Source organism: Burkholderia sp. WSM2232 (genome assembly GCF_000472545.1).
Classification (GTDB): Bacteria; Pseudomonadota; Gammaproteobacteria; order Burkholderiales; family Burkholderiaceae; genus Paraburkholderia.
Map to the genome: position 1 here is coordinate 13,791 of NZ_AWZV01000010.1, position 23,752 is coordinate 37,542.

At 64.1% G+C, this 23,752-nt stretch carries 26 protein-coding genes; 14 read left to right on the top strand and 12 right to left on the bottom strand.

Annotated features, from left to right (window positions below; translation table 11 throughout):
* Window positions 1-6: 6 nt before the first annotated feature.
* Window positions 7-843 (bottom strand): universal stress protein, encoded by an 837-nt coding sequence (locus F757_RS0110130; protein ID WP_027211289.1) that lies wholly within the window; start codon window positions 841-843, stop codon window positions 7-9.
* A 222-nt stretch (window positions 844-1,065) separates the two neighbouring features.
* Between F757_RS0110130 and F757_RS0110135 the strand changes: the two genes are divergently transcribed.
* The gene (locus F757_RS0110135; RefSeq protein WP_027211290.1) at window positions 1,066-1,581 is read left to right on the top strand and encodes a flavodoxin family protein; all 516 of its coding nucleotides are present in this window, start codon (window positions 1,066-1,068) and stop codon (window positions 1,579-1,581) included.
* A 28-nt stretch (window positions 1,582-1,609) separates the two neighbouring features.
* Here F757_RS0110135 and F757_RS0110140 read toward each other — a convergent pair whose 3' ends face one another.
* Both F757_RS0110140 and F757_RS0110145 read right to left on the bottom strand, forming a co-directional pair.
* Window positions 1,610-2,932 carry an NRAMP family divalent metal transporter gene (locus F757_RS0110140; RefSeq protein WP_027211291.1) on the bottom strand — a complete coding sequence of 441 codons (1,323 nt, stop codon included), beginning with the start codon at window positions 2,930-2,932 and terminating at the stop codon, window positions 1,610-1,612.
* Window positions 2,933-3,042: 110 nt separating this feature from the next.
* Window positions 3,043-4,674: an oleate hydratase gene (locus tag F757_RS0110145; protein WP_027211292.1), complete on the bottom strand. Its 1,632-nt coding sequence runs from the start codon at window positions 4,672-4,674 to the stop codon at window positions 3,043-3,045.
* A 253-nt stretch (window positions 4,675-4,927) separates the two neighbouring features.
* On the opposite strand from F757_RS0110145, the gene F757_RS0110150 reads away from it, so the two are divergent.
* From F757_RS0110150 to F757_RS0110160, 3 genes are all read left to right on the top strand, one after another.
* Window positions 4,928-5,266: a hypothetical protein gene (locus tag F757_RS0110150; protein ID WP_027211293.1), complete on the top strand. Its 339-nt coding sequence runs from the start codon at window positions 4,928-4,930 to the stop codon at window positions 5,264-5,266.
* 37 nt (window positions 5,267-5,303) lie between these two features.
* Window positions 5,304-5,777 carry a universal stress protein gene (locus tag F757_RS0110155; protein WP_027211294.1) on the top strand — a complete coding sequence of 158 codons (474 nt, stop codon included), beginning with the start codon at window positions 5,304-5,306 and terminating at the stop codon, window positions 5,775-5,777.
* 178 nt (window positions 5,778-5,955) lie between these two features.
* Entirely contained in the window at window positions 5,956-6,906 is a 951-nt protein-coding gene (locus F757_RS0110160) for a bifunctional enoyl-CoA hydratase/phosphate acetyltransferase (RefSeq protein ID WP_051376750.1), read from the top strand.
* Window positions 6,907-7,106: 200 nt separating this feature from the next.
* Here the strand turns inward: F757_RS0110160 and F757_RS0110165 are convergent, their stop codons facing one another.
* Complete coding sequence (locus tag F757_RS0110165; protein ID WP_027211296.1) at window positions 7,107-7,781, bottom strand: nitroreductase family protein; 675 nt, start codon at window positions 7,779-7,781, stop codon at window positions 7,107-7,109.
* Window positions 7,782-7,810: 29 nt separating this feature from the next.
* Window positions 7,811-8,845, bottom strand: coding sequence for an Acg family FMN-binding oxidoreductase (locus tag F757_RS0110170; protein WP_027211297.1), 1,035 nt, complete (start codon window positions 8,843-8,845; stop codon window positions 7,811-7,813).
* Between the two features lie 436 nt (window positions 8,846-9,281).
* Here F757_RS0110170 and F757_RS0110180 point away from each other — a divergent pair, with 436 nt between their 5' ends.
* Both F757_RS0110180 and F757_RS0110185 read left to right on the top strand, forming a co-directional pair.
* On the top strand, window positions 9,282-9,707 hold the full coding sequence (locus tag F757_RS0110180) for an Hsp20/alpha crystallin family protein (protein WP_027211298.1): 426 nt from the start codon (window positions 9,282-9,284) through the stop codon (window positions 9,705-9,707).
* 76 nt (window positions 9,708-9,783) lie between these two features.
* Window positions 9,784-10,434, top strand: a complete 651-nt coding sequence (locus F757_RS0110185; protein WP_027211299.1) for a BON domain-containing protein — start codon at window positions 9,784-9,786, stop codon at window positions 10,432-10,434.
* Between the two features lie 27 nt (window positions 10,435-10,461).
* On the opposite strand, the gene F757_RS33270 is transcribed toward F757_RS0110185, so the two are convergent.
* Together F757_RS33270 and F757_RS0110195 are read right to left on the bottom strand one after the other, a co-directional pair.
* Window positions 10,462-10,740: a hypothetical protein gene (locus tag F757_RS33270; RefSeq protein ID WP_035466613.1), complete on the bottom strand. Its 279-nt coding sequence runs from the start codon at window positions 10,738-10,740 to the stop codon at window positions 10,462-10,464.
* 290 nt (window positions 10,741-11,030) lie between these two features.
* Window positions 11,031-11,948, bottom strand: a complete 918-nt coding sequence (locus F757_RS0110195; protein ID WP_027211300.1) for a LysR family transcriptional regulator — start codon at window positions 11,946-11,948, stop codon at window positions 11,031-11,033.
* 132 nt (window positions 11,949-12,080) lie between these two features.
* On the opposite strand from F757_RS0110195, the gene F757_RS0110200 reads away from it, so the two are divergent.
* Together F757_RS0110200 and F757_RS0110205 are read left to right on the top strand one after the other, a co-directional pair.
* Complete coding sequence (locus F757_RS0110200; protein WP_027211301.1) at window positions 12,081-12,845, top strand: SDR family oxidoreductase; 765 nt, start codon at window positions 12,081-12,083, stop codon at window positions 12,843-12,845.
* Between the two features lie 70 nt (window positions 12,846-12,915).
* Window positions 12,916-13,707, top strand: coding sequence for an SDR family NAD(P)-dependent oxidoreductase (locus F757_RS0110205; RefSeq protein ID WP_027211302.1), 792 nt, complete (start codon window positions 12,916-12,918; stop codon window positions 13,705-13,707).
* Window positions 13,708-13,757: 50 nt separating this feature from the next.
* On the opposite strand, the gene F757_RS0110210 is transcribed toward F757_RS0110205, so the two are convergent.
* On the bottom strand, window positions 13,758-14,621 hold the full coding sequence (locus F757_RS0110210; protein ID WP_027211303.1) for an SDR family oxidoreductase: 864 nt from the start codon (window positions 14,619-14,621) through the stop codon (window positions 13,758-13,760).
* Window positions 14,622-14,725: 104 nt separating this feature from the next.
* Between F757_RS0110210 and F757_RS33275 the strand changes: the two genes are divergently transcribed.
* A complete protein-coding gene (locus F757_RS33275; RefSeq protein ID WP_035466615.1) occupies window positions 14,726-15,697 on the top strand; it encodes a LysR family transcriptional regulator in 972 nt (323 codons plus the stop codon).
* A gap of 21 nt (window positions 15,698-15,718) precedes the next feature.
* Here the strand turns inward: F757_RS33275 and F757_RS0110220 are convergent, their stop codons facing one another.
* The gene (locus F757_RS0110220; protein WP_027211304.1) at window positions 15,719-16,663 is read right to left on the bottom strand and encodes a LysR family transcriptional regulator; all 945 of its coding nucleotides are present in this window, start codon (window positions 16,661-16,663) and stop codon (window positions 15,719-15,721) included.
* 287 nt (window positions 16,664-16,950) lie between these two features.
* Between F757_RS0110220 and F757_RS0110225 the strand changes: the two genes are divergently transcribed.
* Window positions 16,951-17,238: a DUF1330 domain-containing protein gene (locus F757_RS0110225; RefSeq protein ID WP_027211305.1), complete on the top strand. Its 288-nt coding sequence runs from the start codon at window positions 16,951-16,953 to the stop codon at window positions 17,236-17,238.
* Between the two features lie 194 nt (window positions 17,239-17,432).
* Here F757_RS0110225 and F757_RS0110230 read toward each other — a convergent pair whose 3' ends face one another.
* The 3 genes from F757_RS0110230 to F757_RS0110240 form a co-directional block, all read right to left on the bottom strand.
* The gene (locus F757_RS0110230) at window positions 17,433-18,704 is read right to left on the bottom strand and encodes an epoxide hydrolase family protein (protein WP_027211306.1); all 1,272 of its coding nucleotides are present in this window, start codon (window positions 18,702-18,704) and stop codon (window positions 17,433-17,435) included.
* A 74-nt stretch (window positions 18,705-18,778) separates the two neighbouring features.
* Window positions 18,779-19,066 carry a hypothetical protein gene (locus F757_RS0110235; RefSeq protein WP_027211307.1) on the bottom strand — a complete coding sequence of 96 codons (288 nt, stop codon included), beginning with the start codon at window positions 19,064-19,066 and terminating at the stop codon, window positions 18,779-18,781.
* Window positions 19,067-19,169: 103 nt separating this feature from the next.
* Window positions 19,170-19,415 (bottom strand): DUF4148 domain-containing protein, encoded by a 246-nt coding sequence (locus F757_RS0110240; protein ID WP_027211308.1) that lies wholly within the window; start codon window positions 19,413-19,415, stop codon window positions 19,170-19,172.
* Window positions 19,416-19,960: 545 nt separating this feature from the next.
* On the opposite strand from F757_RS0110240, the gene F757_RS0110245 reads away from it, so the two are divergent.
* The 4 genes from F757_RS0110245 to F757_RS0110260 all read left to right on the top strand — a co-directional run bounded on the left by F757_RS0110245 (window position 19,961) and on the right by F757_RS0110260 (window position 23,742).
* On the top strand, window positions 19,961-20,518 hold the full coding sequence (locus tag F757_RS0110245; RefSeq protein ID WP_232221389.1) for a cytochrome P460 family protein: 558 nt from the start codon (window positions 19,961-19,963) through the stop codon (window positions 20,516-20,518).
* A gap of 315 nt (window positions 20,519-20,833) precedes the next feature.
* A complete protein-coding gene (locus tag F757_RS0110250; RefSeq protein ID WP_027211310.1) occupies window positions 20,834-21,766 on the top strand; it encodes a TauD/TfdA dioxygenase family protein in 933 nt (310 codons plus the stop codon).
* A gap of 52 nt (window positions 21,767-21,818) precedes the next feature.
* On the top strand, window positions 21,819-22,886 hold the full coding sequence (locus F757_RS0110255) for an ABC transporter substrate-binding protein (protein ID WP_027211311.1): 1,068 nt from the start codon (window positions 21,819-21,821) through the stop codon (window positions 22,884-22,886).
* A gap of 13 nt (window positions 22,887-22,899) precedes the next feature.
* Window positions 22,900-23,742, top strand: coding sequence for an ABC transporter permease (locus F757_RS0110260; protein ID WP_027211312.1), 843 nt, complete (start codon window positions 22,900-22,902; stop codon window positions 23,740-23,742).
* Window positions 23,743-23,752: the final 10 nt, after the last annotated feature.

The window sequence follows — 23,752 nt, forward strand, 5'->3', positions numbered from 1 at the left end:
CCGCACTCAATGCGACATCAATACGGGCACGGTCATCGACTTGAGAATGGTGCGCGTGGCACCGCCCAGCACGAGCTCGCGCCAGCGTGCGTGGCCGTAACCGCCCATCACCAGCAGATCGGCGCTGCTGTCCGCGGCCGCTGAAAGCAGCACCTCGCCGACCGGATCGTCGTTCGCCGTTTCGAGGTCCGCGACTTCGACCGGCACGCCGTGCCGGGCGATCAGCGCCGCGATGTCCGCACCGCGTACGCAGGCACGGCCGCCGTGATACATGCCGTTGATGGTCAGCACCGTGGTCTTCTTCGCGTGGCGCATGAAGGGCAAGGCGTCGTGCACGGCGCGTGCGGCCTCGCGGCTGCCGTCCCACGCCACGAGAATGCGGCTGCCTGTCGACCGTTCGCTGCGCGCATAGGGCACCAGCAAGACCGGACGTCCGCTGGTCAGGATCAGGTTCTCGGGGAAGAGATCGCCGACATAGGATTCGGCGTCGCCTGGATTGTCCTGGCCAGCCACGATCAGATCGGCGCAGCGGCCAAGACGCGGCACGGCAAAGCCGGCGGACTCCTCCGTGGCGATCCATTCGCCCTGGACTTCCGCGCGCCGCAGCTCCGCGTGGAAGAGCCGCTCGAGCGCGGCGCGCCGTTCTGCGCGTCGCTCTTCGTGCTCGCGGTAGTACTCGGCCGTGCCGGCCATCACGTAGAGCGAGCGCGGGTCTGGCGAAAACACGGCGAACACGGCCGTGAGATGCGCGCCGAACTGCTTGGCGAGAGACAGCGCGGTTTCGAGCCGCGGATGGGCGCTCGGGCTGGTGTCGAGGTGAACGACGATGGTCTTGAAACTCATGGCGAATGCTCCACAAAGAGGGCGACGCAGCGGCGGATGAGTTCGAGTCTAGGAACCATGCCGTCTGCGGCGTTGACGCAGATCAACGGCGGCCAAGGCGGCCCGCGTCGCGGCGATGTTTGACCTGTGTCATGAACCGGCGCGCGCTCGCGCCTAAGCTGCGCACATGCAGGGCGCTTGCGTATGCGCCCGTGCGTGTTTTCCACATCGAAGGAGCGAGCCATGTCCGACCCCCGTGTCCTGATTGTCTTTTTCTCGCGTACAGGCACGACGCGCACGCTCGCCATCGCGCTCGCCGGCCTGTTGTCCGCCGACGTCGAGGAGATCTGCGACTACACCGAGCGCCGCGGAGCGTCCGGCTATCTGCACTGTGTGTTCGACTCGTGGCGCAAGCGGCCCGCGGAGATCGTGCCGACGGGGCTTGATCCGTCGCAGTACGACCTCGTGGTGCTCGGCACGCCGATATGGGCCGGCGCGGTGTCGGCGCCGGTGCGCGCGTACCTGCTGCAAAACCGCGCGAAGCTGCGCCACGTCGCCTTCTTTTGCACGTTGGGTGGGCTCGGCGCCGAAGGTGTCTTCGACGAAATGCGCGCGCTGGCCGGCAAGGCGCCCGTCGCGCAATGCAAGGTGCGCGCAGCAGAGATTCAGGGCGGTACGGCCGCGGCTTCGCTCGAAGCGTTTGCAGCGACACTGAAGCAGCATCTCGCGCATGACCGGGCGCTCGAATGGGTCTGCTGACTGCGCCCTTCGCTAACTCGCGGCCTGCCTAGAGCAGAAGCAGCAGCAACGCCGCGGCGCCCATCACCGCGGTGGCGATCCAGCCGAGCGCAAGCACCGGCCGGCTCGCGGTGAATGCTCCCATCACCGCGCGTCTGGACACCAGCAGCAGGATCACCACCATCAACGGTACGGCCACCACGCCATTGACCACGGCGCTAAACAGCAGCGCTTTCATCGGACTGATCGACGAAAACTGGATCGCCAGCGCAGCGAGCACGCTTACCGCGATGATCCCGTAGAAGCCGCGCGCATCGCGTGGTTTGCGCTCGAGTCCTTCGGGCCAGCCGAGAACCTCGGTCAACGCATACGCGCCCGAACCGGCCAGCACCGGCACGCCGATCAACCCCACGCCGAGTATGCCGAGCGAGAACAGCAGGTAAGCGAAGTCGCCGGCAAGCGGGCGCAGTGCGCTTGCGGCCTGGGCGGCCGTGGCGATGTCGGTGACGCCCGCCGCGTGCAGCGTGACAGCGGTCGCGAGCATGATGAACCAGGCGGTCAGGTCCGAATACAGCATGCCGCTCCACGTATCCCAGCCGATGCGCAGCAATTCGGCGGGCGCTTCGCGCGCGTCGTCGACAAGCGGTGCGCTGCCCGCGTGGGCATGCATGTCCTCGACTTCTTCCGATGCCTGCCAGAAGAACAGATACGGGCTGATCGTGGTGCCGAATACTGCAACCACCATGGCCGCCGCGTTCGCGTCCAACTCCAGGTGCGGCCACACGGTGCGCAAGGCTACCTCGTGCCACGGCACATGCACGACGAACAGCACCGCGGCATAGGCGAGCAGCGAAACGGTCAGCCACTTGAGAAAGGAGACGTAGCGGTGGTAGGGCACGAAGATCTGCAATACCAGCGTGGCGAGCGCGAAAAAGACGGTGCTCAGGTGCCGGTCGATGCCGCTCACAAGTTGCGCCGCCTCGCCCATTGCGGCGATGTCGGCGGCAATGTTGAGCGTGTTGGCGACGAGCAGGAGCGCCACCACACCATAGAGCACGGCAGGGGGGAAGGCGTCCTTGATGTTGGCGGCGAGGCCCTTGCCGGTCACGCGGCCGAGCTTCGCGCACATCAACTGCATGGCCGCCATCAGCGGGAAGGCGAGCGGCATTGTCCACAGCATGCCGAAGCCGAATTGCGCGCCGGCCTGCGAATAGGTGGCGATGCCGCTCGGGTCGTCGTCGGCGACGCCGGTGATGAGGCCCGGCCCGACGCGCGCGAGCGGGAGTTCCCGCAAGCGCGCAAGCGGCGCGCGCAGCCCGTTGAGGACGGATTCGGCGCGCGGCTGTTTCGGCTGGCTTGCATCGGGCTCCACGGCATGTCCCTCAGGAGGCGTGCGTGTTGCCGCACATTGCTACCGCGCTGTGCGGCGTGATTGCTGACGTGCTCGTTTGCGTGCTTGTTCGCGTGCTCCGCGGCCTACGCTCAGTGGCCGGACAAAGCCGAGGCCGCGCCGTACACCACGCGCGGATCGTGTTGGCCCTTGTACACAGCGGGAGCGGATCTGTCGAGCCCGAGTAGTCGGTACACCGCGGTCTGCGCCGAGCGCACCGAATATTCGACGGTGAAAACCACGTCGTTCGGCAACTCGCAGAACTGTCCGATGAATGCGAGATTCGCCCAGCCCTCGGGCACCACTTGCGGCCGGTCGCCGTGCTTGCGCCGCAGGAACTGGCTCGTGATGAAGGGCATCAGGCAGGGAATGCAGATCGCGTCGTCGAGAATGCGCTGAGCCTGTGCGTCGATATGCAAATGTCCAAGCAGTTCCGTCATGATCTCGCGGCCTGTGCATTCGGCCATTGGTTTGGCGACGAAGTTGCCGGGCCGGTCGATGAAGAGCCCATAGCCCCATAACACCTGCACGTCCTTCGGCTGCCCGATGAAATGCGGCTGATGCGGCAGCACGATCGAAGCCAGCCAGTTCGACTTGGCAAAGGTGATCAGACCGCCTTCGCCCGGCACATTGCCGGTGAGATCGCGGATCAGGCGAAAGAGCGTCGGGTCGTGCAGTGTCGCGGTGAATGAGAGCCACCGCGATTCGTCGACGTGATCAGCGAAAACAGACGGATGGCCAAACTCTTCGCGGCCCGCGGCGAGGGTCTTCCACAACGCCCACGCGCCGCTGCAGTCTTCGCTATTGAAAACAGGCGCGCGGTCCGTGGCGCCCAGGCTCGAGCCCGCCGTCATGGAGCCGAGCGTGACCATGACATGGTCGTGAGCGCCGAGCACGATTTCGTCGCGACGCCGGTCGTGTTCGCAGAGAATGCCCGCGACGCGGTTCAATTCGCCGCTTTCGTCATATCGCAGATCGACCACCCGCGTGTTGTTGAGAAACACCACGCCGTGTTCGTCGAGCCACTTGCGCAGCGGCCGCACCATCGAATCGTACTGGTTGTAGACCGTGCGCATGATGCCGTGCAACTGGTTGAAGCCCGGCGTCATGTGCGCGAAGCGCAACAGGTAGCGGCGGAACTCGGCGGCGCTATGCCAGGGCTGGAAGGCGAAGGTCGTGCACCACATGATCCAGAAGTTCGTCTCGAAGAAGTCGGGCTCGAAATGATCCGAGATGCGGCTGTTGCCGAGCAGGGCTTCCGGTTCGAACGAAAGACGGCCGAGGGTGAGCAGATGCGCTTCGGTGAGGCCGTAGGCCGGCGCATCCTCGCGTTTGCCGTCGCGCACGAGCCGCGCTTTGGACGAGGTGCGCAGCGTCTCGTTCCAGTCGAAGATTTCCTTCGTCACGCTGCTTCTGCCGTCCAGCGTCGGAATCGAGTCGAACAGGTCGTAGGTGCACAGGTACTTGCTTTCCAGCATGCGGCCGCCGCGCACGACGTAACCATGCTCGGGCGTGCCCGCGCCGTCCAGACTGCCGCCCGCCTTGCCGAGCGATTCCAGAATCGTGATGCGGCAGCCGGGCACGTCGGCGTCGCGAATCAGAAACGCGGCCGCAGCGAGCGACGCAATGCCGCCGCCGACCAGATAGAAATGGCCTGATTCGCCTGCTTTTGCGCGGGCCGCAGCCGTGAGCGGATGCATGCCGGCGTGTTCATTGTGATTCATTTGGGGTTCCCCGCGGGTAATGGCCGTGAACGTAGAGACCTTACCTGCGCAGCGGGGACGCTCGTTGCGCTGGATCAATCGGAGGCGGCCTCCGGCAGGACGGTTGCACGCCGGTCGCAGCACTGTGATGCCGTTGATGCAGGTCAATCGACAGAAATGGATACACGCCCATGATCCTGTCATCGACCCGCCGATGCACGCGGCTTTCGCTGCACCGACGGTCGGGATCAGGCACAGCACGCGTGGAGGCAGTATGGGAATCGATATGCAGATCGTGTACCTCGGGTTTGCCGGGTCTGCGCAAATCGAGTCCGAGGCCGCGGTGCAACTGGTGCGCCTGGAGCGTTTCAGTCGCGCCATTTCCGGATGCCATCTTGCGCTCGAAGCGATCCGCGAGCATGCACCGAAAGATGCGGCCAGCGCGATTCGCGGGCCGCAGGAGCGCTTTTTCGACGCGCGCCTCGATCTCGTGCTCCGCAGCGGGGAACTGGTGCCGGTCGAACATCGGCAGAGTGCGGACGCCGACCGGGCAGTGCATGAGGCTTTCGACGCGGCCGAGCGCTTGCTCGAGCGTGAGACCGCACGGCGCTGAAGGCAGCGCTGCCGCTTACCTTTTTCTGGAGCCGGTTATGTATTCGAACATTGTGGTGGCGCTCGACGGCAGCGATGCGGCCAAACGCGCGCTGGCAGAAGCGATTCAGCTTGCGAAGCTCTCGCGCGGCAAGGTGACGGCTGTCTACGTGGTAGACCAGTCGGCGGCATTCACGTACGCGGGCGCCTGCGATCCGCATCTTCTGACGGACGCCGCGCGCCAGGTCGGCGTCACGCTGTTGCATGGGGCGCTCGAGCAGATGCGCGAACTGAACCTGGCGGGCGAAACCGAAATCGTGCAAACGCAAGGCATTTCGGATGACATCGCGACCGCGTTGCTGCGCTGTGTCGAGCGGCGCGGCGCGGACCTCGTCGTGATGGGCACGCATGGAAGGCGGGGATTGCGGCGCATGGTCATTGGCAGCGTGGCGGAGCGCGTTGTCCGCTTCGCGACGTGTCCTGTGCTGCTGATTCGCGAGCCCGAGGACGCCGGGCGTGAGGCGCGGGCTTAAAGCGCTGCGGGCGCTGCTCGCGCCGGTCTTCTCCGTCTTCCTGACGGTCGACGCCATGCTGCAAGCAGCGCCCCCGCGTAGCTCCTGACGAGTGACTCCCAAGGTGCAAAACGACCCATCGCAGACGAACGCATATCAGCCAACCGCCGTGCCGGCCGCCAACGCGTTACCTGGACTCATGCAGGGGCCGCACGGCGAGCCGTCGCTCCTGCTGCAACTGGCGCTGGCGCGCGCGCCGCTGCGGGTCGCCGTGGTGCATCCGTGCGACAGCCCAAGCCTTGCCGCGCTCAGTGCGGCCCGCGGGGCCGGCCTGATCGATGCGCTGATCGTGGGTCCGCGCGAGCGCATCAAGGCGCTTGCGTCAGCGGCACATATCGATCTGTCCGGCATCGAAATAGACGATGTGCCGCACAGTCACGCGGCCGCGGCGCGCGCCGTACAACTGGCGGCTCGTGCCGAAGTGCGGGCGCTGATGAAAGGCAGCCTGCATACAGACGAACTGATGGGCGCCGTCGTCGACGCGCAGTCCGGCATACGGACCGGCAAGCGCATCTCCCACTGCTTCCTCGTGCAACTGCCTTCGTATGCGCGTCCGTTCATCATGACCGACGCCGCGATCAACGTCGCGCCGGACCTCGAACAGAAGCGAGGCATCGTTCAGAACGCAATCGACCTGGCGCACGCACTCGGCCTTGCGCTGCCGCGAGTCGCGATTCTCAGCGCGGTCGAAACCGTCAATCCGCAGATGCGTTCGACGCTCGATGCGGCAGCGCTCTCGAAGATGGCCGACCGCGGGCAGTTGAGCGGCGCGCTGGTCGACGGGCCGCTTGCATTCGACAATGCCATCTCGGTGCGAGCCGCGCGTCTGAAGGGAATCGCCTCGCCGGTCGCGGGGCGCGCCGATATTCTGGTGGTCCCCGATCTCGAAGCCGGCAACATGCTCGTCAAGCAGCTCGAGTTTCTGAGCGGGGCGGCGAGCGCGGGCATTGTCATCGGCGCGAAGGTGCCTATCGTGCTGACGAGCCGGGCGGACAGTGTGTCTGCGCGCATCGCCTCGTGTGCGCTGGCGGCGTTGATGGCTCCTCGCGAGGATCGCGAAGACGGGACGGGCCATCTGCGCTCTGCCTGAACTCGGGGCTGCAAGTCGCCCGCGGGTGGGACGCCGCAGGCGGAGCGCGTGAAGCACTCGGGCGGCGGCCGTCTCGCTTGGCCGGAACAGCGCGCTTGCCTTTGCGCGTTCGAGCGCAAGCTTCGAAGCCCAACGTTCAAGCGCAACGTTCGACCGCAACCTTGAAGCGCAACGTCCAAGCCCAACCCTTCGAGCGCAATTCACGCCGCCGACGACCCGCCGCCCTCGAAATGCCCGACGGTTTGCGCAAGCACCGGCACGCTGTCGCGCGACAGACGCATCTCGGCGCCCAGCGTGCTGCGGTTCAGCCAGCTTCGCGCGGTCACGGCAAGTCCGGCCGCGGCACAGAACAGATAGACGTTCTGCACGATGGCGCCAGCGCTCGCATAAGCGAACAGCTCGCGTTGAGACGGAGCGATGTCCTGCATGCGCGCGAGGTCGGCCACGTACACCAGTTCGAGCGGCGCTTCGCCGACGAAGTCCTGATAGCCGGTCAGCGCGCGCAGATCGGCCGCAATCACCAGATCAAGGCAATGTTGCCGCGCATCGTAGCGATACATGCCGCGCGCGAGCGCCGCATACACGTCGATTTCATGCAAGGCGAGCACGGACGGCGCCGTGCGTCTGTCGTTGCCTTCCGGATCTGTGCGGTTCACGCCGTTGGCAGCCCATAGCAGTTGCCCGAGCGTGGCGTCGTTAAGTTCGGTCGACGCGAAGCGGCGCGTGGTGCGTCGTTTCGCGAAGGCGTCGAGGATCGGCATGCCGCCGCTCGACACCGGCGGCGGCAACGCAATGCGCGGCGCGGCCTCGCCATGCACAGGACGCGCACACGTCGCGTCGGGTCTTGTCGTGCCAAGTCTGAAATAGTGCTTCATAGCAGTTTCACCGGACAAACGTGGGTGCTTCACGACACAACCTCGGCGAGCGGGCGGCGCGGCGAATGAGCCGCTGTCCGCGCGCCGCGGCCGAGGCGCAACATGAGTTGCGGAATCGCCTCCATGACGAGCAGCGTGCGTAGCCGCTCGCGCAGCGCGCTCACCTCGATCGGCTGGTTCAGATACGAGGCCGTGACGCCCGCATTGGCCGCAACCAGCAGCAGCCGTTCGAGCGCCTGACCGGCGGCGAGCCATGCCGGCGCGTCGTCGCTCGGCGTCGCGAGGCAGACGAGCAGCGGCGAGCCTTCCGCAAGCGCATGATGCGCGGCCGCAAGCCCCCCGCCCAGATCGAAGGTGCGTACCACCGAGGCAAGCAGCGGCGCCGCGAGATCCAGCAGCGCGCTCATGCGCGGCGACATTGCGGGCATGCCGTCATCGCGGCGGCGCGGGTGAATCCAGCTCGCCAGCTCGCGACGAAAGCGCGGGTCGTCGAACTGGATGCGGTCCGCCTCGGCGACCAGTTCGGCCACTTTCTCGCGCACCGTGGCGCTCGAGATGCACACGGCGTCCGCGCCCTCGGCCTCGGCCGCGTCGACGAGTTGTTGCAGCACGCCCACGGGCAGCGGCTCGTCCCTGAAGATTTCGCGCGTCGTGACGCGCTGGCCAATCGCAGGAAAGAGCGCTGCCAGTGCGGCATCGCAATGGCCGTCGGGCACGATCCGCAGTTGCGCCAGCACGTCCGGATCGAAGCGAGATGGAAGCAGCGTGATCGCGTAGGCGAGCCCGAAGTGGCTGAGCGCCACGCGCAGATTGAGGAGCGCCGCGCCGCAGCTGATCATCAGCTCGCGATCGAACGGATCGACCACGGGCAGCGCCCGCAGCCGGTCGGCGCACAAAGTCGCGCTGTCGCCGTCCACGATGAAATGCCACGGCTGCGTGTTGTGATTGGACGGCGCCAGCACCGCATAGCGCAGCGCGAAGCGCAGCTTGTCCTGAGTGCTCGCGGTGCTGTCGAGTTCATGTTCGTCGACGGCCCAGGCGGCCGACTGTGGCAGTTGGCTCATGTCGTGGTCTCCTGCACGATTCCGTGTTGTCACTGTGTCAGGCTGAGCCGCGCGGGGATTGATCTGGATCAGCCGGCGTGCAAGGGGCGAATTCGCGGCAGACATGCGCCTCGGCGGCATTGCTGTAACTCGAAGGCTGAAGCTGGATCGGCAGGTCGCAATGCCGGTGTCCATTGCTTCGATGTGTCGCAGCGCACGAGCTGCGGCATTGCGCGCATCGCTCGCCATGCGGCCCGCTTGACACATGTCAATCGGCGCCCGGCAGCGAGGCCTACAGTCATTCATACAGCGAACCGGTGCTGTCGCCAGACGTGAGCGTAGGTGATGCATCGCGGCACGCTGCAGCGCGCCGTTTCCTGTTCGCGTTTGCGCGACTGGTTGCGCGTGCAACGCAATTCTCTTTCGTAACGTCAATGACGAGGCCAGGAGCACGATGATGAGCAACTTGACACGATTCGATCCCTTTGCGCTGGAGCCCATGTCCGAACTGTTCCAGGGACTGTTCCGCCCGATGCGCGGCGCGGGCGGCGAGCCGCTTGCCGATATCAAGCTCGACGTAACGGAGAGCGACACCGCCTACACCGTGAAGGCCGAATTGCCGGGAGTCGAGAAAAAGGACATCGATGTGAAGATCGACGGCAACCTGGTTTCGATCAGCGCAAAAGTCGAGCGGAAACAGGAAATGAAGGAAGGCGAACGGGTGATTCGCCGGGAGCGCTATGCGGGCGCGGTCAGCCGTGCCTTTTCGCTGGCGAGCGAAGTCGACGAGGGCTCCGCCGCAGCAGAGTACAAGGACGGCGTGCTCTCGCTGACACTGCCGAAAAAGGCATCGTCCGAGCGCAAGCGCCTGCAGATCAACTGAGCCCGAGGGTGCAGCGCACGCCGCAAGCTCGCGTATGCCGCGACGCGCACGTTGTTACGCCAACAAGGAGCACGCAATGAAGTCGGACTTCGAATTGAAACGTCAGGTCGAGGAAGAATTGGCCTGGGATCCGGCGGTCGACAGCACCGACATCGGCGTCGAAGTGCGCGATCGCATCGTGACGTTGTCGGGTCATCCATCCAGCTACGCAGAGAAGCTCGCGGCGGAAAAGGCGGCGCAACGCGTAGCCGGTGTCAAGGCCGTAGTGATCGAGATGAGCATTCGCTTGCCGCACGCGGACGTGCGCACCGACGAAGAAATCGCCAACGCTGTTCGCACCATGATGCGCTGGACCGTCGGCCTGAGCGAAGAAGCCGTCAAGGTGCAGGTCGAGAAAGGCTGGGTGACGTTAAGCGGCGAGGTCGACCGCGCCTATCAGAGCCATGTCGCGACCCGAACCATTTCGCACATGCGCGGCGTGACGGGCGTATCGAACCTGATACGCATCGGCGGCGAGGCAGCCGCGCAGGATATCGGCGAACAGATCGGCAAGGCATTGCAGCGTCATGCCGAACGCGAGGCGAAGCACATCGAGGTCAAGGTGCACGAGGGAACGGTCACGCTGACAGGCAAGGTCGGCTCCGCGGCCGAGCGCTCGGCGGTGCGCGGCGCGGCCTGGTCGGCGCCGGGCGTGCATGCGGTCGTCGACGATCTGACGGTGGCGTAGAGGCGCGCCCGATCATCGCGCCAGAGGTCAGCCGCTGTTCCGGGGTAACTTGAGCGCAGTGGAGGCGGCGGCATCGTCGAGCGCGTCGAGCCGCGCGAGCAGCGCGCAGGCGCGGGCGGTTAGGCGCCCTGTCGCGTCGGTGGCATCCGTCGCATCGGCCACGCACTGGATGCGGGCTCGCCAGTAGGCCAGCTCGAACACGGCAAGAGGGGGCAGCCGTGCTTCCTGTTCCAGCAATCGTTCCAGCTGTCCGATCATCGAGACGATGTGGGCAAGCTCGCGCTCGGCGTGGCTATTGGGCACCATGAGATGGGCGGGTCCGGTTGCGCAAGGCGTGGGGGCCGTCGGATGGGAAGGGGAAGCCACGACTGCCACGCGAATGCCGCGATGCAAGGACTTGGTGCTTCCGTCCGCTCAGGATAGGTGTGTCTGCGGATCGGCAATTGATCTGAGTCAAGCGCCGGGTTTTGAAGTGGGTCGGCTGGATCTGCGCCGCGGGTCGCGTGAAAAGGCCCACGCCTGAAGAACCGATGATAGGAACCTCTCCAACGTTAGTGCCGCAACGCACCTGCAATCCGCTTTAGAGCAGCGCCGGCTCACCTGTGCTCGTCGCGATCCCACGGCGGCACGCCGGCGAAAGCATCGACCAGGAAATCGATCATCACGCGAACTCGCGCGCTCACGTGCCGGCGGCTCGGGTACAGGGCGAGTATGTCGATCTCCGGCAGGTGGTAATCCGGCAATACGCGAACGAGTGTGCCGGCGCGCAGATCGCCGCCGATCAGAAAGGTCGGCTGCCAGATCACGCCTTGCCCGGCGAGCGCGGCTGCGCGTGCGGTATCGCCGTTATTCGTGTGCATCTGACAATCAACCTTCACCGGGTGGGCTTTGCCACGGCCGTCGGTGAGTTGCCATTCATCGCCAGTCGCTGCATACGTGTATCCGATGCAGCGATGCCCGAGCAGGTCCGCGGGCGTTGCGGGCGCTCCGTAGCGAGCCAGATAAGCCGGTGACGCACAGAGCACGTTCTGCGACGTCGCCAGTTTGCGGGCCGCGTGGTTAGTCGAGCCGGCGCGGGAGATGCGAATGGCGATGTCATAGCCCTCGTCCACGATATCGACAACCCGGTCGATCAGCCCAACGTCGAGTTCGATGCCGGGATACTTTTGCATGAACGCGGGCCATAGCGGCGCCAGATGCAGAATGCCAAAGCTCACCGGCACATTGATGCGCAGTCGTCCGCGCGGTTCCACCGAGGCGGAGGACACCAGCCCTTCAGTCTCCGCGACGTCGTCGAGAATCGACTTGCAGCGGGCGTAAAGCGTTTCGCCGCCTTCGGTGAGGGACAGCGTGCGCGAGGTGCGGTTAAGCAGGCGGGTGCCGAGGTGCGCTTCCAGTTCGTTCACATAGCGGGTTACGTTTGCCGGCGACGTGCCGAGCACGTCCGCCGCCCGCGCAAAGCCGCCGCGGGCGACCACCGTCACGAAGACCTCGAAGGCGCGCAGGCGATCCATGTCACTCCCCATCGTTCACAAAAACTGACCGATGGGACCATGTTTTTGGCCTTTCTGCCATCGGGACTGAAGCCTATAGTGCTTGCACGGGCCAAGGCATCGGGCACTGGCCGAATGCATCAGGAGAGCAACATGCAACGTTTGACCGACAAAGTCGCTATCGTCACCGGCGCCAGTGCAGGAATTGGCCGCGCCACCGCAAAGCTGTTCGCCAGGGAGGGGGCCAAAGTGGTCGTGGCGGCGCGCCGCGCGGCGGAACTCGAAACGCTCGTCGCGGAGATCGCTGGCGAAGGCGGCGAGGCCGCATATCTGGCGGGCGACGTGCAATCGGAAGACTTCGCGAAGGCGCTGGTCGCGCTCGCGGTGAGCCGTTTCGGCCGTCTGGACATTGCCTTTAACAACGCTGGTATCCTCGGCGAAATGGGCCCAACTACCGGCATTTCGGAAGCGGGCTGGAACACTGCGCTTGCCACCAACCTGACGAGCGCCTTTCTCGGAGCGAAGCACCAGATTCCGGAGATGCTGAAGCAGGGCGGCGGATCGATCATCTTCACGTCCACGTTCGTCGGCTACTCGTTCGCCTTTCCGGGCACGGCGGCCTACGCCGCGAGCAAGGCCGGGCTGATCGGACTCACCCAGGCACTCGCCGCCGAGTACGGCGCGCAAGGCGTGCGCGTGAACGCGGTATTGCCGGGCGCTGTCGACACGGAGATGTACCGCGGCATGAACGACTCTGACGAATCTCAGACGTTCGTGACCGGCCTGCATGCGCTCAAGCGTGTTGCGAAACCGGAAGAGCTGGCGCGTTCGGTGCTGTATCTCGCGTCGGACGATTCGTCCTTCGTGACAGGGACGGCATCTCTCGTCGATGGCGGCATCTCCATCACACGTACGTGAACCTGCCGGCGGCATCTGACGTTGAAGACGCGATGCCGCCATTTTTTCCATTTCATTCAAGGAACGACTCATGGACCTGAATCTGACCGGCAAACTGGCATTGGTGAGTGGCAGCACAGCCGGCATTGGCTTCGCTATCGCCAGTACATTGGCCGAGGAGGGCGCGCGCGTGATCGTGAACGGGCGCTCGCAGTCATCTGTCGACGAGGTGGTGGCGCGCCTGAAAGAGAAGACCGGCAACGAAGTGCTTGGCTTTGCGGGCGATCTGAGTGCGGCAGCCTCGGCCGAAGAACTCGTGCGGCGTTACCCCAATGTGGAAATTCTGGTCAACAACCTGGGCATTTTCGAGCCCAAGCCGTTCGAAGAGATCCCGGACGCAGACTGGCAGCGTTTTTTCGACGTCAACGTATTGAGCGGGGTACGCCTTGCCCGCCTCTTTCTGCCTGCGATGAGGCGTGCCGACTGGGGGCGCATTATTTTCATTTCGAGCGAAAGCGGAGTGCAGATCCCCGCCGAAATGATCCACTACGGAATGACCAAAACCGCGCAGCTTGCGGTCGCGCGGGGGCTCGCCGAAGCCGTTGCCGGTACTGGCATTACGGTCAATAGCATCCTGCCCGGACCGACGAAATCGCGCGGAGTGGGCGAATTCGTGGAGACGCTTGCGCGGGCCGACGGCAAATCGTTTGAAGCCTTCGAAAAGGAGTTCTTCGAGAAGGTCCGTCCCACCTCGCTCATCAAGCGGTTCACTTCGCCGCAGGAGATTGCGTCCCTCGTCGCGTATATCGCCAGCCCGCTTTCGTCGGCGACGACGGGCGCTGCGTTGCGGGCCGATGGGGGCGTGGTGAAAAGCGCTTTTTAAAGCGGGGTGGGCACGGGGCAGGCTTCGGCGAGGGCGGCAAGGCCCCGCGCCTAGCCTGCCAGCTGCTGCGCAAACTCACGGTACGAGTGCAGCGGGCGGCCGAGTATGCCGACCAGTCGCGCGGCATCGTCGGCTTGCGGCACCATGCCGTCGCTCACGTAGCGCTCGGCCATCAGGCGCATTTCGTAGGCCATCCACTTTGGCATGAAGCTCGCGAGGTTCTGCTCGAACCCGCTGGGATCGTCGCCGCCGTAGGCGACCGGGCGGCCCAGCACCTCCGACCAGATGGCGGCGAGCCCGGAGCCCGTCAACGTGTCCGGCCCGACGAGGTTGATGACGTCGACTGGCAGTGTGCCTGGGGCCGCGTCCCGGCGCAGCAGTTCGATGGCCGCGACTTCCGCGATATCGCCGGTGTGGACCATCGCGAGTCCCTTGCTGCCAATGGGCATCGGGTAGACGCCGTGATCGACGATCACATCGCGAATCATGCTCTCATTGTCCATGAAGTAGGCAGGGCGCAAGATCGCGGCGCTCACGCCCATCTCCCTGATCATTCGCTCGGCTCCGGACTTCACCGCAAAGTGCGGCACGTTCGCGAAGCGCTCGGCGTGCATGACCGACAGGTAGACCACCCGCTCGACGCCGGCCTCGCGAGCCACGTTCAGGCAAATGAGCGCCTGGGTGAATTCGTCGCCTGCCACGGCGTTGAGCAGGAACAGCGTGCGGACTCCGGCGAATGCCTTGCGCAGCGAGTCGATGTCGAGCATGTCGCCTTGCATGAGCGTCACGCTCGCGGGGAAGTCGGCCTTGGACGGATCGCGCACGAGCACGCGCACATCGGCGCCGCGCTGCACGAGTTGCTTGACGACCTGATGGCCGACTCGGCCAGTCGCGCCGGTAACGAGGATAGTCATGATGTTCACTCCTGAAAGTTCGGTTGGGGTGTCTCTAAGGTAAGTGATCCACCGACGGTCCGGAAGATGCTATAAAGAGACGGGGTATCTCACTGGTGGAACACATGGACCTTCTTGCGCTTGCCGATTTCAACCTGGTCGCCCGCTATGAAAGCCTCGGCGAGGCTGCGCGTGCAACGGGGCGTCCGAAGGCCACGCTGTCGCGCCGGGTCACGGAACTCGAAAGCAACCTGGGTTTGCGGCTCTTCGAACGTGGGCCGCGAGGATTGAAACTCACGCAGGAAGGGCGAGCCCTTTATGAGCGGACCGGGGCGCTTCTCAGCGAACTCACCGAGAGCGCCGCTGCGATTGCGTCGGGCGGCGAACAGCCGCGCGGCCGGCTGCGCATCAGCGCGCCGGCGCTTTTCTCACAGATTGCGATGGGCAAGCTGGTCGCCACCTTCGCGCTGAAGTATCCGGATGTGCGGCTCGAAGTCACGGCGGAAGATCGTCCCGTGGACATGGTCGAGGAAGGTTATGACCTCGTGATCCGCGTGAACCCCGACCCGGACGAGAACCTGATTGGCCGCGTGTTCATGCGCGACAGGCTCGTGGTGGTCGCGAGGCCCGACATGGCGAGGCCGAAGGGCAAGTCGAGTGTTCCTGTTGTCGTTCGTGCGGAGCATGAGCGGGTTGCCTCGTGGCAGGTCACCGGACCCAGGGGCCAGGCGCGCATTGCGGTCACGCCCGTCGCTTGCCTGTCGTCGTTGATCATGGTGCGCGACACGGTGCGCCTTGGTGTGGGCGCCGCGCGCCTGCCGCTGTCGCTGGTGAGCCACGACATTGCAGCGGGCCGGCTTGCGCATTGGGGCGATGTGGACGGCCCGGACATTGCACTATGGGCGCTTTATCCGTCGCGGCGCTTGCTGAGCGCTCGCGTTTCCGCGTTTCTCGATCACATCAAGGAAGCGTTCCCGTTGGGAAAACCAGAAGAACTGGCTGGCTTCATAGGATTGGAAGCAGGAGAGGCGGAAGCAAACGTGATGCGGTCCACTCGGCGAAATGCTGGTCGCCGTCGTGACCAGGCGCGTCTTTAATGCGGTTCGATCAGGACACTTTTACGCGCGGCTTACCGCTTGATCAACGTGGTGCGATCTTGCATCCGCGCCAAAGCGATCAACCACGAAGTCGATGAAGCTGCGCAGCTTGCTCGACATTTGCCGCTCGCGCAGATAGAGCAGACTCAACTGCCGCTCCGGTGCCACATAGCCAGGCAGTACTTCGGTCAAACGCTGCGCGCGCAGATCGTCGTCGACCAGTATTGCGGGCAGCATCGCGATACCAAGGCCTCGCAGCGCCGCCCGGCGCAGTGCCTCGGCGTTGTCGATTTTCAGGCGGCCGTTGACGGGTACGCTCACTCGACCGTCCGGCCCGCGCAGCACCCATTCGGGCTGTGCCGTGTGCCATTCCGAACGCGGCGGATACGCATAGGTCAGGCACTGATGGGTCGAGAGTGCCTCGGGCGTCGACGGCGTGCCATGCGCTTGCAGATACGCGCGCGAAGCGCACAGCACGAGCCGATACGGCGTAAGCTGCCGTGCCACCAGGTCCGGGTTGCCCAACGCACCGATGCGAATCGCGGCCTCGAAGCCATCGTCGACCAGATCGGACAGCGCGTCTGTTGCAACGATATCGAGTTTGACCTCGGGATACCGCTCGCAGTAGTCCCCGATTGCCGGGATCAGACATTCGTTGCTGAACACGACGGGCGCAGTGACGCGCAGGCGGCCACGAGGCGTCGCGAGATGATCGAGCGCGAGCCGCTCCGAGTCGTCGATCAGTCCAAGTATGTCGACGCACCGTTCGTAGTAAGTCCGCCCGAATGCGCTCAACTGCTGCTTGCGCGTGGTGCGATGAATGAGCCGCGTGCCGAGCCGCGCTTCCAGTGCCTGCAGGTGATTACCGACCATCGTCGGCGATAGGTCGCAGGCTACCGCGGCCGCAGTGAGGCTGCCGGTTTCGACCACGCGCACGAACACGGTCATCGCTTTGAGAAGATCCATTACCCGATGATAGTGGGTTCTGCTGTCATTCGCAGTGCATTCGACAAGCCGGGGTTAAGCAATGCAGCCCGAAACGTGCGATGCGCGTGCCATCCCGGCGTGCATTGCGTCATTGCAGCCCGGACATCTTGCCCGGCACGCACCTTCAAAGCGGCCGCCCCTCGGGCGACAGGCGCGGCGGTGCTGCCGGGACTTGGCCTATCCGTCATCATGGGTGCGCGCACGAAGCCAGACCGGATTTCATGGCATCATCACCCGACCTTCCCACCACTGCAGGAGCGTACGCCATGGCAACTTACATTGTCTTCACGAAAGAAAGCACGCAGGATCAGGGTGAACTGGACATCTACCAGAGCAAGGTGGGTGAAACCTTCAAAGGTCATCCTGTGAAGATTCTCGCTGCATACGGACCGCAACAGGTGTTCGAGGGCGAAGCGCCAGAGGGCGTCGTGATCGTGGAGTTTCCGTCGACTGAGGCGGCGCGTGCGTGGTACGACGGCCCGGCGTATCAGGAAGTCGCGCAGCACCGGTTCAAGGGTGCGCGTTATCGCGCCGTTCTTGTCGAAGGCGTGTGAGAAAAGGCTTCGCGCGTCGAGTGCCAGAAGTCGGCGCGCAACTGGGCTATGTGTATCAGAGGTCGGTACACATCGCATGGCAACCGCAGCGCCGCAATGCGAGTCCCGCCCGCACGCCTGAACGTGCGGACGGGACTTCAGGGCAAGCCGCGCGAGCGGGCACACGGCCCGGCTCAGCCACTCACCACGGCAGGTCAGCGCAGTGTCCGGAACGCGGCACGCACCTCGCTCGAAAAGAGCTGCGGTTCTTCCCACGCCGCAAAGTGTCCGCCCTTGTCGACCTCGTTGAAGTAAATAAGGTTGTGATACGCGCGCTCCGTCCAGCTGCGCGGAGCGCGATAGATCTCGCCGGGAAAGACGGTCACGGCGGCGGGCAGGGAAATGTCGACGGCGTTGAAATTGTTCGAGTGGTCCTCCCAATAGATCTGCGCAGCAGAGGTCGCGCTATCGGTCAGCCAGTAGAGCGAGATGTCGTCGAGCATTTCATCGCGCGTCAACGAGCGTTCCGGCACGCCGCCGCTATACGTCCATTGCGAGATTTTGTCGTACATCCAGGCGGCCTGTCCTACCGGTGAGTCCGCAAGCGCGTAGCCCACGGTTTGCGGTCGCGTCACCATCATTGCCGAATAGCCGCAATTGTCGCGATAAAACACATTGAGCGCGTCGTAGGCCGCCTTTTCCGACGCAGACAGATTCGCGGGTGCGGGCTCGCCCAGCAATAGCAGTTTCGCGAGGTCGGGCGGAACAGTCGCGGGCATGTTCACATGAATGCCGATTAGCCCCTTCACTTTCTGCATTGCCATGCGATGTGAGATCACCGATCCGCAATCGCCACCCTGCGAAACGAAGCGCGTATAGCCGAGCCGTGCCATCAGTTCGCCCCACGCGCGTGCGATGTGGTCGGAGCCCCAGCCGGTGGCCTTCGGCTGCCCGGAGAAGCCGAATCCCGGCAGCGACGGAATGACGATGTGAAACGCGTCGTCGGCACTGCCGCCATGCGCGGTGGGATCGGTCAGCGGTGCAATTACCTTGATCAGTTCGAAAATGGAGCCTGGCCAGCCGTGCGTCATGATCAACGGCAAAGCGTTCTTGTGCCGCGAGCGAACATGAATGAACTGAATGTCGAGCCCGTCGATTTCGGTCATGAACATCGGCAGCGCGTTGAGTTTCGCCTCGCCTTTGCGCCAGTCGTAGTCCGTAGCCCAGTACTGGATGAGCGACTGCATTCGCGCGAGTTGCACGCCTTGTGAATCATCGTTGACGGTTTCCTTGCCGGGCCAACGCGTGGCCGCAAGGCGCCGACGCAAATCGACTAGCGCGGCTTCCGGTACATTCGCTTTGAACGGACGGATCCGGTTGTCGCCGGACGCGGCGAAGACGGATCCCGGAATCAGACCGGCGGCAGCGACTGCGGCGGAAGCCGCAAGAAGATGACGCCGGCGAGGCGAAAACGGTGTTGAAGGCATGTTTATTGTCCTTGCACTGGAAAAGACCGGCGCGCGATATCAACGCGCCGGCGCGTGTGCGAAAAGTGCACTTATCAGTGGTGCGAGTAGGGCGTGGGCGAAGCTGCGTGCGCGATGCGAGCACCGGCTTGCGAAGTAGAGTCGGGCATGCCGCCATACGCTTGCGTCACGTCGTCCGCACTCGCCATGGCGATGGCTGAATCGGCCTGCACGGTCAGGGCGCTCTGGCCGCGTTGCGAAGCCGGCGCACCGACGAGCGGGTCGTAATGAGGCGCGGGGCCGTAGCCGCTGCTCGCGAAAACGGGAGAAACGAAGGCGGCGCCGGCGGCCACCACTGCGGCAACAAAGAGATGCTTGATCATGACAACCTCCAGATGTTGATTTGGCAAAAGCTGTTCGCTATTGCATGGTTTGGGTGGCTCGTGGACGACGTCGCGCGAGCCTAATGCCAGGTGAAGTCGTGGGTTAGCTGCCTTGGTAGAACTTGTTGATTGCGGCGAGCTGGCCATCTTTCTCTGCGCGCACCAGTTCCTGGCGAACCTCGGCGCGGGTCTTCGCGTGCGGCGCGTTGGCTGCGGGCGTCCATTGCACGGTGTGTGTTGCGTCGTAGGTCTGCGTGTGCTTATCAGCCGAATTGGCCGGAGTGGCCGCGTAAGCGGAAGCAGTCAAAGCGCATGCAGCAAAGGTCAGGGCGATGGTCGATACTTTCATGTCGTTCTCCAGAAGCGGGTCGGGTTGGATGCATCCGAGCGCGGCGGTCCGTGCGGTGCGCAGAACGTCGCTGTCTGCGTGAATGCGTGGATTGAATCGCGTCGTTGGATGCATTAAACCGGGACGACGTATCTGGCTTGTGTCGTGGGCGTGGCTTATTGCAACGCTCTGTATCGGCTAAAGCGGCATACACAATGAGAAACAAATCTGCCGTTAAGGCGGTGAATTCGCGACCCCACGCGAGACGTGAAGCCCGCATTCGGCGCTGCAAGCAGGAGCCATCGAGACGCGGCGACTGGCGCTGCTTTGTATCGAAACGTATCTGGAAGGGGAGCCGATACATAATGTTGCTTCGGCAGGCGCTCCCGACATAAAGCAGATACGTCCAGGGCGTTTAATAACTTTCCGCGAGTCGAATCGGCGTTGCCGCGAAAGAGCGCAAGTCCTGTCCTTGTGTGACGTGAATGATGCGGGCCTTCGACTGCGCGTTCTTCTTTCCAAGCTCTCTAGATAAAAGGAAATGAGCCATGTCAGAACAGAACAACATGCGGCCCCGCCGTCTACCGCGCACGGCCGTGCACAGGGCAGACAGGCGTAAGCGATCAGTTGGGATTGCGAATGTTGTGTTGAACGTGGCGCTGTTGCTGAGTGCGTCGGGGCACGCGCTCGCCGAGCCCGGCAAAGGGCCTGTCTCGCCGATCTACGGGGTGGCGATTCCCGAGGGCTACCGCCAATGGCAAATGATCGCCCCGGCAGAAGAAGCGGCGCCGCTCGACGAATTGCGCGTCGTGCTCGGCAATCCCGCAGCGATGAAGGCAATCGAGAATTCGACGCTTCCTTATCCTGACGGGACGATCCTGGTGAAACTCGCGTACAAGCGCATGCAGTCGCCCGAATTCCCATCGGCTACGGTGCCCGGCGCACCCACGACGGTACAGGTGATGGTGAAAGATTCGCGGCGCTATGCATCCACCGGCGGCTGGGGTTTCGGGCGCTTCATCAACGGCCAGCCGGTGGACGCCGCGCAACATGAGACATGTTTCGCCTGTCATGCGGCACGTGTGAAGGATCGCGACTATGTCTTCACGCGCTTTGCGCCGTGAACCGCCGGGGGAGAGGATTGCCTCGCGGGGTCTTGGCGTACTGTGGATCGGGCGTACTGAAGCTCGGGCGTAATGGGTGGTGGCGCCTTCGGAACCGACGGCAGGGCGTCAACGCACCAATCGGCAAGCCGTTGTCGAAGCGATGACCATTCCAGCACACCGCCCGCCCCCCTTTGCTTAGTCCCCGCCACAGCCAGACCCAAAACCCTTCTTAGCTTATTACGTGCCTCGCACTTAACGACGCACAAATAGTCAGTTCAGCTTTTCGGTCTGCGCTGTTTGAATAAGACCTCAACCATGTCTGGGAGAGAGTCGATGTCAGAAGTCCAGTCCACACGTCCCGACGCATCAGTCAGCGTCGAATCCGCCGCTCGTGCGTCGCTGAACATTCGCCGCCTGGCGGGTCGGATCGGTGCGCAGGTTGAAGGCGTCACACTGTCGCCCACGCTCGATCAGCCGACCTTCGAAGCAATCGAAAAGGCGCTCTACACGCACAAGGTGCTGTTCTTCCGCGGCCAGGGGCATCTGGACGATGCGAGCCAGGAAGGCTTCGCGCGTCGTTTCGGCGAAACAGTCGCGCATCCGACCGTGCCCTCACATGCAGGCAGTGCAGATCTGCTCGATCTCGACTCGGCACATGGCGCACGCGCCAATTCGTGGCACACCGACATTACTTTCGTCGATGCCTATCCGAAACTGTCGATTCTGCGTGCGATCACCATTCCACCTGTCGGCGGCGACACGGTCTGGGCCAACACGGCCGCTGCTTACGAGCGTCTGCCCGAGCCGCTGCGCGCGTTCGCCGACCACGCCCGCGCTATCCATACCAACGCTTACGATTACGCTTCGTCGCACGCTGAAGCAGACGATACGCAACTCAAGCGTTACCGCGAGGTATTCATCTCGAAGGTCTACGAGACCGAGCATCCGGTGGTCAGCGTGCATCCGGTCACGGGCGAGCGCACGCTCGTGCTCGGCCATTTCGCGCAGCGTTTCAGGGGACTGTCGGCTCAGGATTCTGCGAGCCTGCTGCAGGTGCTGCACGAACACATCACGCGTCTCGAGAATACTGTGCGCTGGCAATGGGCAGAAGGCGACGTCGCGATCTGGGACAACCGCGCAACTCAGCACTATGCGATCAACGACTACGGCGATTCGCGCCGCGTCGTACGTCGTGCCACGGTGAAAGGCGACGTGCCGGTCGGTATCGACGGTAAGCGCAGCGTGGCGCTCAAGACGCCGGCATAAGGCACACGAGCGGCGCTCGCGCCGCTGCTTCCCCTACCTGGATTTTCGCCCGATGAGCTTTTTGCGTCTTATCAGAAGCGTCGCGATTGCGTGCGCGTGCGGTCTCGCCGCGACTACCGCTTTCGCCGATAAACCGTCCACCATTCGCATCGGCGTCGCGCAGCAGGGCAACGGCGACCCGCCGACATTCGGCGGATCGTCGGCGGCAACCGTGCAGCAGCAACAACTGCTCGAAAGAGAATTTGCCGCCGACGGCATCAAGGTCGAGTGGCTCTTCTTCAAAGGCGCGGGTCCCGCGGTCAACGAGGCACTCGCGGACAAGTCAATAGACTTCGCGTTTCAGGGCGATCTGCCTTCGGTTCTCGGCCGCGCTAACGGCCTGAAAACACGCATCCTGCTCGAGTCCGGCGTGAGGGTGGGCGTGAAGATCGGCGTGCCGCCGGACTCGGATGTGCACTCGATCAAGGATCTGAAAGGCAAGCGCGTCGGGCTCTTTCGCGGCACGAACCTGCAGACTGTCGCGGACAACGCACTCGCGAAAAACGGCCTCGACGAACGTGAGCTGCGCGTGATCAATCTGGATACCGCAAGCGCGCTTGCCGCGCTCGCATCGAAAGGTATCGACGCGAGCGTCAACGACTACCACCTGTACAAGCTGCGCGACCAGGGCCTCGCAAGGATCATCTACGAATCGCAGAACGATGGTCCGCAGTTTACCCGTCAGGCTCATCTGCTCGTGACCGACGACTTCGAACATGCGCATCCGGACATCGTGCAACGCGTGGTGACCAGCTTCGTGAAGGGCGCGCAATGGTCGTCGAACGAAGCCAACCGGCAGGCACTATTCAAGTCGTGGGCGCGCAGCGGTGTAAGCGAATCGTCGTGGAATGCGGAGTTTCCGCCCGGCTCGCTCAAGTCGCGCAATTCGCCGCTTGTCGATGCATTCATCGTCGCGCGCTACAAGGCGGTTGCACAGGACGCGCTGAAACTCAAGCTGATACGTCAGCCTGTGCAGGTCGACGGCTGGTTCGAGACGCGCTATCTCGACAACGCGCTTCGCACGCTGAAGCTCGAGCACGAATGGACCCCGTACGACGCGGCAGGCAAGCCGCTCGGCTAACCGGAGAGCGCCGATGAGCGATACCGTCACCCTACATCTGCAAACAGCCAACAGCCAGATTCCGGCACAGCCCCGGACGCTACCGCGGCGCTGGCGAGCGCTCGGCTGGGCACTCGCGCCGTGGGCGCTGCCGGCGGCACTCTTTGCGCTGTGGTGGCTAGGCTGCGAGCGCGGCTGGATTGCACCGCAGATCCTGCCGCCGCCCGCACGCGTGTACGCGACCTTCGTCGATCTCGCGCAAAGCGGCGATCTGCTGCACAACACGCTCATCAGCCTGCAGCGCGTGTTGTGCGGGTTCGTCGCCGGAACGCTGGGCGGCTTGCTGCTCGGAACGGCGCTCGGTTTGTCGCGTACGTTCGAGGCCTACGTGCTGCCGTCTTTCAACGCGATCGTGCAGATTCCGGTGCTCGGCTGGCTGCCGTTTCTACTGCTGCTCGTGGGCGTGGGCGAGCCGTTGAAGTACATCCTGATCGCACACGCGGCGCTCGTGCCGGCCACGCTCAGTACGTTGCAGGGTTTTCGCAATGTGCCCGTCACGCTGGTCGAAGCGTCGCGCGTGTTCGGTTATACGCGCTGGCAGCGCATCGTGCATGTGGTGTTGCCGTGCGCCGTGCCTACGCTCGCAACCGGCGTGCGGCTCGCGTTCACCAAGGCGTGGCTTGCGCTTGTGGTCGTCGAACTGGTTGCCTCGTCCGAAGGGCTTGGCTACCTGATCGTGTATGGCCGCCAGTTGTTCCAGCTGGACCTCGTGATGGCGGCGGTCGTCGTCGTCGGGGCAATCGGCTTCGCGATCAACCGCGCGCTCGATGCGCTCGAACGGCGGCTGCGCCGCGGCTTGCCCTCGGCGTTCCGCTAACCGACAGGAG